The sequence below is a fragment of the Elizabethkingia occulta genome, assembly GCF_002023715.1.
GTDB lineage: Bacteria > Bacteroidota > Bacteroidia > Flavobacteriales > Weeksellaceae > Elizabethkingia > Elizabethkingia occulta.
This window is the reverse complement of sequence record NZ_MAHX01000013.1, coordinates 198,868-213,166: the sequence shown is the minus strand read 5'-3', so window position 1 is coordinate 213,166 and position 14,299 is coordinate 198,868. Positions and strand designations below refer to the sequence as shown.

At 36.4% G+C, this 14,299-nt stretch carries 10 protein-coding genes; 4 read left to right on the top strand and 6 right to left on the bottom strand.

What is annotated here, in order from left to right:
- Window positions 1-175: 175 nt before the first annotated feature.
- A complete protein-coding gene (dnaK, locus tag BAZ10_RS07365) occupies window positions 176-2,062 on the bottom strand; it encodes a molecular chaperone DnaK (protein ID WP_078771507.1) in 1,887 nt (628 codons plus the stop codon).
- A 203-nt stretch (window positions 2,063-2,265) separates the two neighbouring features.
- On the opposite strand from dnaK, the gene ppk1 reads away from it, so the two are divergent.
- Both ppk1 and BAZ10_RS07355 read left to right on the top strand, forming a co-directional pair.
- The gene (gene ppk1 / locus BAZ10_RS07360; protein WP_078771506.1) at window positions 2,266-4,344 is read left to right on the top strand and encodes a polyphosphate kinase 1; all 2,079 of its coding nucleotides are present in this window, start codon (window positions 2,266-2,268) and stop codon (window positions 4,342-4,344) included.
- A complete protein-coding gene (locus BAZ10_RS07355; protein ID WP_078771505.1) occupies window positions 4,325-5,212 on the top strand; it encodes a Ppx/GppA phosphatase family protein in 888 nt (295 codons plus the stop codon). The genes ppk1 and BAZ10_RS07355 overlap by 20 nt, the downstream gene beginning before the upstream one ends.
- 47 nt (window positions 5,213-5,259) lie before the next feature.
- On the opposite strand, the gene BAZ10_RS07350 is transcribed toward BAZ10_RS07355, so the two are convergent.
- From BAZ10_RS07350 to BAZ10_RS07340, 3 genes are all read right to left on the bottom strand, one after another.
- Window positions 5,260-7,518 carry a TonB-dependent siderophore receptor gene (locus BAZ10_RS07350; RefSeq protein ID WP_078771504.1) on the bottom strand — a complete coding sequence of 753 codons (2,259 nt, stop codon included), beginning with the start codon at window positions 7,516-7,518 and terminating at the stop codon, window positions 5,260-5,262.
- 115 nt (window positions 7,519-7,633) lie between these two features.
- Entirely contained in the window at window positions 7,634-7,879 is a 246-nt protein-coding gene (locus tag BAZ10_RS07345) for a NifU family protein (protein ID WP_078771503.1), read from the bottom strand.
- Window positions 7,880-7,887: 8 nt separating this feature from the next.
- Complete coding sequence (locus tag BAZ10_RS07340; RefSeq protein ID WP_059324251.1) at window positions 7,888-8,991, bottom strand: Mrp/NBP35 family ATP-binding protein; 1,104 nt, start codon at window positions 8,989-8,991, stop codon at window positions 7,888-7,890.
- Window positions 8,992-9,173: 182 nt separating this feature from the next.
- Between BAZ10_RS07340 and BAZ10_RS07335 the strand changes: the two genes are divergently transcribed.
- Together BAZ10_RS07335 and BAZ10_RS07330 are read left to right on the top strand one after the other, a co-directional pair.
- Window positions 9,174-9,839, top strand: coding sequence for a DUF2461 domain-containing protein (locus BAZ10_RS07335; protein WP_078771502.1), 666 nt, complete (start codon window positions 9,174-9,176; stop codon window positions 9,837-9,839).
- A 1-nt stretch (window position 9,840) separates the two neighbouring features.
- The gene (locus tag BAZ10_RS07330; protein WP_078771501.1) at window positions 9,841-10,722 is read left to right on the top strand and encodes a chitinase; all 882 of its coding nucleotides are present in this window, start codon (window positions 9,841-9,843) and stop codon (window positions 10,720-10,722) included.
- A gap of 111 nt (window positions 10,723-10,833) precedes the next feature.
- Here BAZ10_RS07330 and BAZ10_RS07325 read toward each other — a convergent pair whose 3' ends face one another.
- Together BAZ10_RS07325 and BAZ10_RS07320 are read right to left on the bottom strand one after the other, a co-directional pair.
- Window positions 10,834-13,347, bottom strand: coding sequence for a M1 family aminopeptidase (locus BAZ10_RS07325; protein WP_078771500.1), 2,514 nt, complete (start codon window positions 13,345-13,347; stop codon window positions 10,834-10,836).
- Window positions 13,348-13,449: 102 nt separating this feature from the next.
- Entirely contained in the window at window positions 13,450-14,244 is a 795-nt protein-coding gene (locus BAZ10_RS07320; RefSeq protein ID WP_078771499.1) for a thymidylate synthase, read from the bottom strand.
- Window positions 14,245-14,299 lie beyond the last annotated feature (55 nt).

Here is a 14,299-nt window from a genome sequence, read left to right as displayed (position 1 = left end):
GTATAATAAGGCGCACATTGTCACCATTTAAGACGCGTTACAAATATGGTACAAATATATGATATAAAATGATTAAAAAAGGATAAAATAATTTTTTCGTATAAAAAGAGAAATCGCGATAAACATCTAGTTTACCGCGATTTATTAATATTTAGTAATCGTTATTGATATCTAATTACTTTACTTCTTCGAAGTCAGCGTCCTGTACATCTTCTGCACCACCACCTGCGTTTTGCTGAGCACCAGCTTGCGGGTTAGCTTGTTGTTGTGCATACATTTCTTCAGATGCTGCCATCCATGCTGCGTCTAGTGCTTCAGTTTTAGCTTTAACAGCTTCGGTGTCTTTAGCATCAAAAGCAGTTTTAAGTTCAGCTGCTGCAGCTTCAATTGCAGATTTTTTGTCAGCAGAAAGCTTATCCCCAAACTCTTTCAATTGTTTTTCAGTCTGGAAGATTAATCCGTCAGCTTTGTTGAATACTTCAACTTCTTCTTTTTTCTTAGCATCAGCAGAAGCGTTTTCCTGAGCTTCTTTCTTCATTCTTTCGATTTCTTCATCAGAAAGACCAGAAGACGCCTGAATTTTGATAGACTGCTCTTTACCAGTTCCTTTGTCTTTTGCAGATACACTTAAGATACCATTAGCATCGATATCGAAAGTTACTTCGATCTGAGGAACACCTCTTGGAGCCGGTGGAATATCTGTTAATTCGAATCTACCGATTTCTTTGTTATCATTAAACATTGGTCTTTCTCCCTGTCCTACTCTGATGGTTACTGCCGGCTGATTATCAGATGCCGTAGAGAATACTTCAGATTTCTTAGTCGGGATAGTTGTATTCGCTTCAATTAATTTAGTGAATACAGAACCCATAGTCTCGATACCTAAAGAAAGTGGAGTTACATCAAGAAGCAATACATCTTTTACATCACCTGTCAATACACCACCCTGGATTGCAGCACCAATAGCTACTACTTCATCTGGGTTTACACCTTTAGAAGGTTTTTTACCGAAGAATTTTTCTACTTCTTCCTGGATAATAGGGATACGTGTAGAACCACCTACTAAGATTACTTCGTCGATATCAGAAGTTGAAAGTCCTGCATCCTGAAGAGCTTTTTTACAAGGCTCCATAGAACGTCTTACAAGGTCAGCAGATAATTGCTCGAATTTAGCTTTAGTTAAAGTTTTAACCAAGTGCTTAGGACCTGTAGCCGTTGCAGTAATATATGGTAAGTTGATCTCTGTCTGAGAAGAAGAAGACAACTCGATTTTAGCTTTTTCAGCAGCTTCTTTTAAACGTTGAAGAGCGATAGCATCTGCTTTAAGATCTACACCTTCTTCAGCTTTGAATTCGTCTGCCATCCAGTTGATGATTACATCATCGAAGTCATCACCACCAAGGTGAGTATCACCATTTGTAGATAATACTTCGAATACACCATCACCTAAATCAAGAATAGAGATATCGAAAGTACCACCACCAAGGTCATATACAGCAATCTTCTGATCTTTGTGGCTCTTATCTAATCCATAAGCCAAAGCAGCAGCTGTAGGCTCGTTGATAATTCTTTCCACTTTAAGACCTGCGATTTCTCCAGCTTCTTTAGTAGCCTGTCTTTGTGCATCGTTAAAGTAAGCAGGAACAGTAATTACAGCTCTTGTTACTTCCTGACCAAGGTAATCTTCAGCCGTTTTCTTCATTTTCTGAAGGATCATTGCTGAAATCTCCTGTGGTGTATATTCTCTGTCGTCAATTTTTACTTTTACAGTATCGTTTGGTCCGCTTACTACTTTGTAAGGAACTCTTGATATTTCAGAACTATCATCTTTAAAGTGAGTTCCGATGAATCTTTTGATAGAATAAACTGTATTTACCGGGTTGGTTACAGCTTGTCTTTTTGCAGGATCACCTACTTTTCTTTCACCATCTTCAGTGAAAGCTACGATCGAAGGAGTCGTTCTTTTACCTTCTGCATTAGGAATAACAACAGGGTCTTTCCCCTCCATTACGGCAACACAAGAGTTGGTTGTTCCTAAGTCAATTCCGATTATTTTGCTCATAATTAGTATTTTTTATTTCTTGAAATTTAATATTGATATTTGAGTGCTATTTCTCAATATCTGTACCAATGAAATTTTTATGACAAATTGACACAATACTTCTTCAAACAACCTTAAACACACAGAAATTTTTATATTAATTTTCATTAAAGTGACATTAAAAAGGCTTATCTTTAACTACTTTTGAAGCACAAATATTAAATATGCCACAGTTTAATGCCAGAGACATATCATGGTTATCCTTTAATGCCAGAGTACTACAGGAAGCCGCAGATCCACAGGTTCCTTTACCATTAAGAATTAAATTTCTGGGAATTTTCTCTAACAATCTGGACGAATTTTTCCGGGTTCGTGTTGCCGGACTAAAACGGGCTATGGAAATGAAATCCAAAATCACTGCAGAGTCTTTTTTTGAAGAACCACAAAAGATTCTGGACAAGATTAACAAACTGGTTATACAGCAACAGGACGATTTTAATATTATCTGGGAAAAGATCCAGAAGGAAATGGCAGAACAAAATGTCTTTATCCGTACCAATTCTGATCTTAACTTCCAGCAAAGGGCTTTTGTTCGAAATTACTTTGACGAGGATGTTGAATCTAATGTCATCCCGATCCTGCTGGATGAGAAGAAACCTATGCCTTTCCTACGTGACAAAAGTTTATACATAGGTATTGCCATGTGGAATAAAAATGACAAAAAGCAAAAGCATTTTGCCATTATTGAGGTTCCTTCACGTACAATTGGTAGATTCACTATTTTGCCTTCTACTAATGGTGAAACAAATGTTATCCTGCTGGAAGATGTTATTATAGAAAACCTTCCCTATATCTTCTCCTATTTTGGTTATGATGAATTCAGCGCTCATTGCTTCAAAGTAACCAAAGATGCAGAATTTGATTTGGACAACGATGTAAGAACCAGCTTTGTAGAAAAAATAGAAAAGGGGCTAAAAAACAGAAGAAAAGGAAAACCTACGCGTTTTGTGTACGATAAAAATATAGACCCGCAATTACTGGAATTTTTAACTAAAAAATTAAATTTAACTAAGAAGGACAGTATGATTCCGGGTGAGAAAATCCACAATTTTAAACATTTTATGGATTTTCCGGATGTTTTTAAAAATTATGTAAAACCCATAGAAAGGACATCCTTTATTCATCCTGACTTTGATAACAAAAGCAGGGTAACGGATGTTATTTTAAAGAAAGATGTTTTACTTAACTTCCCTTATCACTCTTTTGTCTCCGTTATCGATCTTTTACGGGAAGCCGCCATGGATCCGGATGTTACTACAATTCATATCACAGCCTATCGCCTGGCATCTAATTCTAAAATTGCCAATGCGCTTATCAATGCTGTAAGAAACGGAAAAGAAGTAACTGTGATGCTGGAGTTGCGCGCGCGTTTCGACGAGGAAGCTAATATCTTCTGGAAAGAAAGGCTGGAAGAGGAAGGCGTAAAAGTATTGGTAGGAATCCCGAATAAGAAAGTTCATGCCAAATTGTGCATTATAAAAAAGCGTGTTCATAACAAAATGACACAATATGGCTTTATAAGTACCGGAAACTTTAATGAGAAAACTGCCAGAGTATATGGTGACAATATGCTGATGACCAGCAATAGCACTATAATGGCGGATATCAACAGAGTTTTCAGCTTACTGAAGAAACCAAAACAAGACCCTGTTCTTGCATTAGAGAAGTGCAAAACACTAATGGTATGTCCGCAACATATGCGGAATAAAATAGTTTTTTATATCGATAAAGAGATAGAAGAAGCTATTGCAGGAAGGAAAGCCGAAATCATTGTTAAAGTAAATTCACTAAGTGATAAAGAGCTTATTAAAAAACTATATGAAGCTGCAGAGGCGGGTGTTATAATTAAATTAATTGTCCGTGGAATATACTGTGCCGTGAATCAGAAAACCTTCAAAAAGAAAATTCATGCTATAAGTATTGTCGATGAGTACCTCGAACATTCCAGAATTATGTATTTTTACCACGGCGGAAAAGAACTTATGTACATTTCTTCTGCCGACTGGATGACGCGTAACCTGGATTACAGAATTGAAGCCGCGGTAAGAATTAACAATAAAGATCTAAAAAAAGAACTTAAAGAAATTCTGAACATACAGTTGCATGATAATGTAAAAGCCCGTGATATTGGTAAAAATCTGAAAAACCAGTATTATGAAAACGATAGAAAACCTTTCCGCTCCCAAATAGAAATTTATAACTATTTAAAACATAAAGCAGAAAATGAGGCTAGCAGCAATTGATATCGGAAGTAATGCAGCAAGACTTCTGATTAATGAAGTGGTAGAAAATGAAAATGGCCAGGCAGAATTTACAAAACTAAACCTCCTAAGGGTTCCGTTGAGGCTTGGTATGGATGTTTTTAAGATAGGAGAAATTGGCCCTGAAAGAGAAAAAATGGTCATCCGCTCTATGAAAGTATTTCATGACCTGATGGAAATTTATAGTGTAGAACACTACAGAGCTTGTGCTACAAGTGCTATGCGTGATGCTAAAAATGGCAAGCATATTATAGATACGGTAAAAAAAGAAGCCAATATTAATATCGAAATAATTTCCGGAGATGAGGAAGCTACACTGATCTATGAAAACCATGTTGCTGAAAATATGGATCATAATTTTGGTTATCTGTATATCGATGTCGGTGGTGGTAGTACCGAGCTTACCTATTACGAGAACAAAAAGCTTAAGTATAAAAAATCTTTTAATATCGGAACTATCCGTATCCTGAACAACCTTGTAAAAGAGGAAAGCTGGGAAGAAATGAGATCCGAGATCAAAAATGAAATTTTTGGTAAAAAACCTATTGTAGCTATTGGCTCCGGAGGAAATATCAACAAAATATTTTCGATGAGTAAAACCAAGGATGGCAAACCGATGTCTGCAAACCTACTGAAGACTTATTATAAAGAAGCTGCACCGCTTAGTGTACAGGAAAGGATGATTAAATACAACGTCCGTGAAGACCGTGCCGATGTAATGGTTCCGGCATTGGAAATATTCAACAAAATTATGCTCTGGGGAGAAATTAAACAGATCTATGTACCGAAGATTTCGGTTGCAGATGGTTTAATCCATTCTCTTTACAATAAAATAAAAAAGAAGCGCTGATAATATCAGCGCTTCTTTTTTGTAAAATATCAATATTGTTGGGGTTATTAAAACTTATAATTTAATTGTACTCCAAAGTTTCTTGGCTGAATCTGATCGATGTAACCACCTCTGAAATAAGAGCTGTATCCAACAGAATCGAAGATATTATTAAAGAATACTCTTACTCCTACACCATTTTTCAATGCATAACCTACCTGAGCATCTACAGTAGTATATTCTGGCATATCGAATGGTCTAGCGCCAGGCTGAACACTATTTACATGCCCAGCAGTAAAGGTTTTCTGAGTCCATTCATCAACTGGTCTTTTTCCTACATAATAGATACCAGCACCAACATCAAGCCCATCTAAGATCCCTTGATTAAACTTATAATTTAACCATGCATTTGCTGTATGTTTTGGAGAGTTCATCGGAGCAGAGCCGTTTACATAAGCAGGGCTATCTTCATACTGAGCATCTAAGTAAGCCCAACCAGACATAATCTGTAAGTTTGGTAAGATTCTACCAATTAATTCTACTTCAAGTCCTTTTCTTCTAAGGTTTCCGGCAAGACCATATAATGTATTTTTATTAGCATCAATAACCGGGTTATAATTCTGGTCAAGAATCTGATAAGCTAAATTATCTGTTTTAATATCAAACAAAGTAACATTGAACCTTAGCTTCTCATTAAACCAGTCCGATTTAATTCCTGCTTCCCATTGTGCTGTTTTAGACGGGCCTACAGTACCACCAGTTTGTAATACATTGTTAGCAGATCTTAATGAAGTTGTTGTGGTATACGACCCGAAAACATTAACATTTTCCAATGGAGAAACAATTAATCCGAAAGATGGATTCCATGTAGCAACATCATTCTTTGTAGAACCGTTTAATCTACTATATCTGATTCCTAAATGTGCTTTCACATATTTACCAAACGACATTACATCCTGAGCCATCAATCCCATTGTAGGCGTTTTGACTTCAGCAGTTCTGAGGTGTTTGTAAACAACATTTACAGGAAGTTCATTAGAAATATCTCCTAGTACATTAATGACATCTAATGGATTATCATAGATAACTTTATTTGTTTTTGGATCACGACGTGTACCTATAAAATTGTCCGATGCAATAGAATTTTTGTATGCTTCAAAAGACTTAGTTGTAACTGTTGTTTCTTTCCAGTCAAAACCTACCTGGAAGGTATGCTTAATAAAGCCAGTCCGTACATCTTGTCCGATGAAGTCAAACTGAAATACTTTATTCACATCTTCCCCCATACTCTTACCATAGTAACGCTTTCTTTCATTCCATTTCGTACCATTTGGTGCAATAGACATTGCCTGACTATCAGTATTACTAACTGAATTAATGAAAGCTGCTCTTACTTTAAATTTATCATTGATCTTTCTGTCAACGCTTGTCATAAAGTTGTAAGACTCAGTTTTTGCACGATCAGCATCATATCCTAAGAATTTGCCCTTTGGCATAGTATATAAAGCTTCAGTGCTTCCATCTGCCAGATTAATAGTACCTCTGTCCGGAGTTCTTCTGTCATTCATATAATCCATCTCAACCGTAATATTGGTCATCTTATCCGGACGGAAAGTAATAGATGGATTTACATATATTCTTTCACCTTTTACATGAGATCTGAAAGAATTATTATTCTGATATGCTCCGTTAAACCTTATTGCAACTTTACCTTCGCTGTCTAAAACTCTCTGAAAATCTAGAGTAGGACGGTAGAAATCCCAGCTGCCATAACGGAAACCTACATTGGTTCTGTTAACAAACTGAGGTCTTTTTGTCACTACATTAATAACACCACCTGCTGCTCCAAGTCCGTCTCCGATACCTTGTGTTACAGCTGCAGAACCTTTAATTACCTGAATACTTTCTACACCCTGCATATCAGTCATCATACCAGCAGTACGGAAATCAGAGTCTAATAAAACACCATTCTTTAGTACCGGTACACCTCTGTATCCACGAATAGACATGCTTTCATTTCCACCTCCATAGCTTGAGAATAAAGTAACTCCCGGGACATTTTTGGCAACATCGATTAAAGATAAACCTCCTAAAGTTTCAATAGCTTTATATGAAATTACTGAAATACTCTGAATCTGATCTCTGGTCTTTAGAGGTAATCTTGTAATTACTTCCAGACCTTCAGGCTGCTTCTTTCTTTCACCGAAAAGTTCCACCTGCTCAATCTCCTTATGCTTGTTAGAAGACAGCGTATCTGTCTTTTTAGTCTGCGCATTAACCATCAATCCGCCAAGAACAAAAAATGAAGTAGTAATGTATTTATTCATATAGTGTTAATTTGCTGCAAAGTTATTTTTAATTATTCTAATTAACAACATGATAAGACTCATAAAAAAAACCTCCCGCTTGGGAGGTTCTAAAAAATTTTATTCTGATAATATATTAATCTATATTAATAACTTCAACAATTTCAGGAACGTGCTGTTTAATTGTATTCTCTACACCCAGTTTCAGTGTTGAAGTATTGATATGACATGATGAGCAATTACCTAGCAGACGCACTATTACAGTAGTCTCCTTTACATCAATCAATTCAATATCACCACCATCTTTATTTAAAAACGGGCGAATTTCTTCTAAGGCTTCCATTACTTTTGTTACCGTCTCGATGTGTTTAGTCTCACTCATATTTCAACTTATTTTTTTGGCGAACAACCCGCCATTGTTGTTATTTTTACTGCTTCCGTTGGTGGAAGATTTTCATTTCTTTCTACAAGGCTCTCAATCATATTCTGAGCCGTTTTTGTATAAATATCAGCTATTCCGGTATTTTCCTGTAATGCCACCGGGCGGCCTACATCACCAGCTTCACGGATACTCTGGATCAATGGAATTTCTCCTAATACTGGAATTCCAAGATCTTCGGCTAAGTTTTTAGCACCTTCTTTTCCGAAAATATAGTATTTATTCTCAGGTAATTCTTCGGGTGTAAAATACGCCATATTTTCTATTAATCCAAGCACCGGAATATTAATACTGTCCATTTGGAACATTCCGATTCCTTTTCTAACATCTGCAAGTGCAACATGCTGAGGTGTACTTACTATTACAGCTCCTGTTACCGGCACTTCCTGAATAATTGAAAGGTGGATATCTCCTGTTCCCGGAGGAAGGTCTAACAACAAGAAGTCCAACTCTCCCCATGCAGCATCACGCAACATTTGGTTTAGAGCTTTTGAAGCCATTGGACCTCTCCAAACTACAGCCTGATTAGCGCCTGAGAAATATCCTATTGATAAAAGTTTTACACCATAGCTTTCAATTGGCTTCATCAGATTTCTACCATTTTCCTCAACAGAAACAGGTTTTGCACCTACAGTATCAAACATGGTTGGTACAGATGGTCCGTAAATATCAGCATCTAATAAACCTACCGAAAATCCCATTTTGGCTAAAGTTACTGCCATATTTGCAGCTACTGTAGATTTTCCTACTCCACCTTTACCAGATGCAATAGCAATAATATTTTTAATTCCCGGAATTTGTTTTCCTTTTATCTGATTTTGTTGTACTTCACTAGCCTCCGGAGATTCAATTTTCAGTTTTAAAACTATATTCTCTCCAAAGTGGCTTGTAAAAGCCTGCTTCATTGCAACCTCCAGTTTTTTCTTTTCATGCATTGCCGGAGAATGAGCTACCATATCTATAAAAACACTGTCACCCATTATCTGGATATTCTTCACAAGATCGTCTACCTCAACTTCTTTTAAGAAATCCTGAACAGCTTCCTTTTTAATCATAATTATTCTAAATAAATTACAAATTTACGCATTTATTTACAGAATCTCAGATGATAGAGATCATTTCATCTATAGCTAATATTTATAATCTTTATCTATCAGATTTAACACAAAATTAGTACAGATCAAAGACTATTTACAACTAACTTTTAGTTAATTTTGATACAAACAATCACTCAAATATGGAAAACACAGCTTACATATTAAATTTCCTAAACCAGCTTTCTCAGAATAATAACCGCGAATGGTTTACAGAAAACAAACCACAGTATCAGCAAGCACACGAATATTTTGTACATCTTGTTGAACAGGTAATCTCTGAACTGGCAAAAACAGAGCCGGAAATGGAAAGACTGGATCCAAAAAAATGTGTTTTCCGCATCTACAGAGATACCCGGTTTTCAAAAGATAAAACGCCTTATAAAACAAATTTCGGAGCTTCATTTTTTATGGGGCAGAGCAAAGGAATTGGTGAAGCGGGATACTATATGCATTTTGAGCCTGGTAAATCTTTTATTGCTGCCGGACTCTACCAGCCCAATTCTGATGTTTTGAAAAAATTCCGAAAAGAAATCAGTTATAACAAAGAAGAATTTCTGAGTATTATAGAAAAACCAATATTCAAAAAAAGTTTTAAAATTGAAGGTGAAAAACTAAAAAAAATTCCACAGGGATTTGAAAAGGACGATCCTATGGCTGAATATCTTAAGCACAAAGAAATGATCCTTATTCACTCTTTTGAAGATACCGAAATTACTTCGCCAAAATTTGTACAGGAAATTGGTAAACTGTTCCAAATCGCTTTGCCTTTCAACCAGTTTGTAAAGGAAAGTACAGAATACAATTAATATGAAACTCTCATTTATTACAAGCATTTCTTTAGTTTTTTTATTATCCGGACAGTCTTGTGCCCAGAAAACCCAAAGTAAAAACATACAACATATTGTGGATAACAATTCTTCTCAGCGTATTGCCCTGCTTATAGATGCCAAAACATGGAATAAATTATTTCCCAACAGGAATAACATTCAGGGAAAAGACAGCAAACATCAGGATTTTTATTCCTATCAGGCTTTTATAAAAGCCGCAACACATTTCCCTACTTTCCTAAATGAAGGTTCTGCTGAAAACCAAAAAAGAGAATTAGCTGCTTTTCTGGCTAACATTGCGCAGGAAACCAGTGGTGGGTGGAATGATGCTCCCGGCGGATATTTCGCATGGGGACTTTATTTTATAGAAGAAAACAATAAGGGAAACGGAAATAATTATACTGATCCTTCCAAAACAGCTTATCCGCCAACTGACGGACAAGCCTATTATGGCCGTGGTCCGAAACAGCTTAGCTGGAATTATAATTACGGACAATTTAGTGAAGCATGGTTTGGCGATAAAAACGTACTCTTAAAAAATCCGGGACTTTTAGCACAGGATAATGTACTGTCTTTTGCTTCTGCAATCTGGTTTTGGATGACAGCTCAGGCCCCGAAGCCATCTTGTCACGATGTAATGACCGGCAAATGGAAACCTACAGAAAAAGATATTGAAAGTGGAAGAGTTTCCGGATTTGGAACAACAGTTAATATCATTAACGGTGGAATCGAATGCGGACAGGGAAAAACATTGCCCAAAACCCAATACAGGTATGAATATTACCAATATTTCTGTAAATATTTTGGTGTAAAACCTGGCGAAAATATTACCTGTAGCAATCAAAAACCTTTTGGAACATAATCAATACCAAAAAAGAATAACAAATCTGGTCGAGGTTAATATCTGGATAGAAGAAATAAAAAAAGCTGCATCAAAATCTGATGCAGCTTCTTTATGATAAGCAAACAGCAATTATTTGCTGTAAACTTCTATAGCATTATTAATCATTTCGATTTGCTTATGCAGTTCCGCATTTTTCGGATCCGCTTTCAATACTCCCATTTTTGTATTAAGTCCTGCTTTCAGCATATTCACAATCATCATTTTTGCCTGTGGATTTTCTCCTACCTGACTTTTCGCTAAACCTAAAACTTTTGTAAGGCGTTTTGTCGCTTCTGAATTATCCGATCCCATAATCCAGTTATAAGCATCTTCCGCAGCCTTACCTTCTTCAGGATCCTGCATTTTTATAAAAGGATAAAATGCTGCTGTTTCTGCTATTGCAGGCATTTGTTTTGTTATTTTATTTTTAACAATAATTGGTAACAGTGTAGAGATTAAACCTTCACTCGCATTATTCAGGTCAATTTTATCTGCATAAGTGACTATTTTCTCTGGCGCTACAGTTGCCAATGCTGCTAATGAATTTCCGCTAACGGCATTAGAAACTACAGTAATTCCTTTTTCATATAAGGACTGATATTTTTTATCCTTTGTTTTAGCCAATGCAGCAATTGCTTCTCCTTGTACCAATGTTTTAGGATCATTCGAAGCTAATTTCTCTACTTCAGCCAGTGCCAATTTTGCCTGATTAGGTTTAGACAAGTCTAATCCGTTTAAGGCTTTCATTCTTACTCTGAAGAAAGGATCTTTTAGTGCAGCCAATAATGTTTTCAGAGCAGCGTCATTCTTATCTGCACTTTTAGCAGCTTCCTGAACAGCTTTGTAACGGCTATAAAATTCTTTAGAACCCTGGTACTGTAATAAATATTGTTCTGGTGTTTTAGTTTCTGTAATTGCAGATAACAAAATACCATCTGCGTTTATATTTACTAAATCAGGACTTTTGGATGAAGGGAATGTAAATGAGTTATTTGCTTTGGCATCTACCCATACATTCTGACGTACTGGCTTACCATTATCATACACATCTATAGCCAATGGGAATTGGAATAAAGGAGACTGTGACTGATTAATCGTAACGGTTACCTGCTTTTTAACAGGCTCATAATTGTAGTTGTAAGATAATTTTGGATGACCGTTTGAGAAATACCACTGATTAAAGAACCAGTTAAGGTCTTTTCCACTCACTTTTTCCAATGAAAGACGCAATTGGTGAGCTTCACCATTTCCGTACTCATTTGTTTTCAGATAATCCGTAAGACCCTGTCTGAAAGCATCTTCACCAAGATAATTGCGAAGCATATGAAGAATTCCGCCACCTTTCTGATAAGTTACCAGATCGAAAACATCTTCTTTATCAGCGTAATTAAAGCGTACCAAATCCTTCGAATAATCATTTGGATTATGCAGGTAATTACCCACATCCTTCATCAGATGATAGTCTGCCAAATCTTTACCATACTTATGTTCGAACCACAGATACTCAGAATAGTTGGCAAAAGATTCGTTTACAGTAAGATTACTCCAGCTTTCAGCGGTTACCAAATCCCCAAACCAGTGGTGGAATAATTCGTGAGCAATTGTAGATTCCCAGCTATTTTCATCAGCTAATTGACCCGGTTTTTGCTGTACAGCATCTCCATGTAAAGTAGCCGTTGTATTTTCCATAGCACCACTTACATAGTCGCGTCCGGATATCTGAGCATATTTAGCCCATGGATAATCATAATTAAGATATTTAGAATAAAACTCTATCATCTCCGGAGTATTACCATAAATTTGCTTAGCATATGGCTCATATTCTTTCTCGATATAATAGTCTACCGGAATATTTCTCCACTTATCTTTTACAACCGCATAATCGCCGACCCCCATAAAGAATAAATAAGGTGAATGTCTTTTCTCCATCACCCAATGATCGGTACGTAGGTTGTTTCCTTCTTTTTTGGATTCTTTCAGGATTCCATTGGATAATGTAACATACTTATCCGGAACTGTCATATAGATCTCCTGAGTTGTTTTCTGGTTGGTCTTATCTATTGTTGGGAACCAAGCGGAAGAAGATTCCGTTTCTCCCTGTGTCCATATTTGCGTTGGTTTATCCGCTTCTTTTCCCTGAGCGTTGATAAAGTACAAGCCTTTAGCGTCACTAATCGCTGAACTTCCTTTTTGCTTTACTTCACCAGGACGGGCTGTATATTTAATGTATACTGTATAATCCTGATTTTTGTTATAAGTTTTATCCAGATTAATTTTCAGGATATCATTTTTATAATCAAATTTCAGAGGAGTCTTACTACCACCTTTATCCAAAGCCACTTCATGAATAAGCATAGCTTTAGCATTCAGAACCAAAGAGTCTGTTGCATAAAAATAAGGTGAGGCTGTAAGCCATTCTTCACCATTCATTTGCTCTTTCTGATAGTCGAAATTTACTTTTAGTTTAGTGTGTTTCAGCTCTGTCATTTTTGTATGGGCAGCTCTATAAACACCATCTCTTCCGGATGTTTCTGTCTGGCCAAATGCCATATTTGCATTTAAAAGCGTTCCTAAAAACAGGGCTGCAATAAAGATCTTTTTCATTTTACATTGAATTTACAAAGGGTATACTTTAGCGGATTTGTCTTTAAACAAAGGGAAAAGTTACAAAAAAAGTGAGAACAAGTCTCACTTTTTTTATTTATTTTAAATAGCAACAGGTGCTTTAATACCTGGGAGCGGATCATAATTCAGTAATTCGAAATCCTCAAATTTAAAATCGAAGATATCTTTTACATCAGGATTTATCTTCATTACCGGTAAAGGTTTCGGATCACGTGCCAGTTGTCTGTTTACCTGTTCGAAGTGGTTATTATAAATGTGTACATCTCCGAAGCTATGTACATAATCGCCAACCTGAAGTCCTGTAACTTGTGCTACCATCATTAATAGCAAAGCATAACTTGCAATATTAAAAGGAACTCCCAGGAAAACATCGGCACTTCTCTGGTATAGCTGCAAAGACAGCTTTCCATCCGCTACATAAAACTGAAACATTGCATGACAAGGTGCCAATGCCATATTTGGGATTTCAGCAACGTTCCATGCAGAAACAATAAGTCTTCTGGAATCAGGATTCTTTTTAATCTGATCGATTACTTCAGAGATCTGATCTACAACTTTATTATCCGCTCCTCTCCAACTTCTCCACTGAGCACCGTATACAGGTCCCAGATCACCATTCTCATCTGCCCATTCATCCCATATGGAAACACCATTATCCTTAAGGTATTTAATGTTTGTATCTCCCTTCAGAAACCAAAGCAGTTCATAGACAATAGATTTAAGGTGAACCTTTTTAGTAGTTACTAATGGAAAACCTTTAGACAGGTCATAACGCAGCTGATACCCGAATAAACTTCTGGTTCCTGTGCCTGTTCTGTCTGTTTTATCTGATCCGTTATCTAAAATATCCTGAAGTAAATGAAGGTAGTTTTGCATGTCGGGTAGCGTAAAAATTACTGTCAACAAATATAGAAATTACTCTCTACATCTC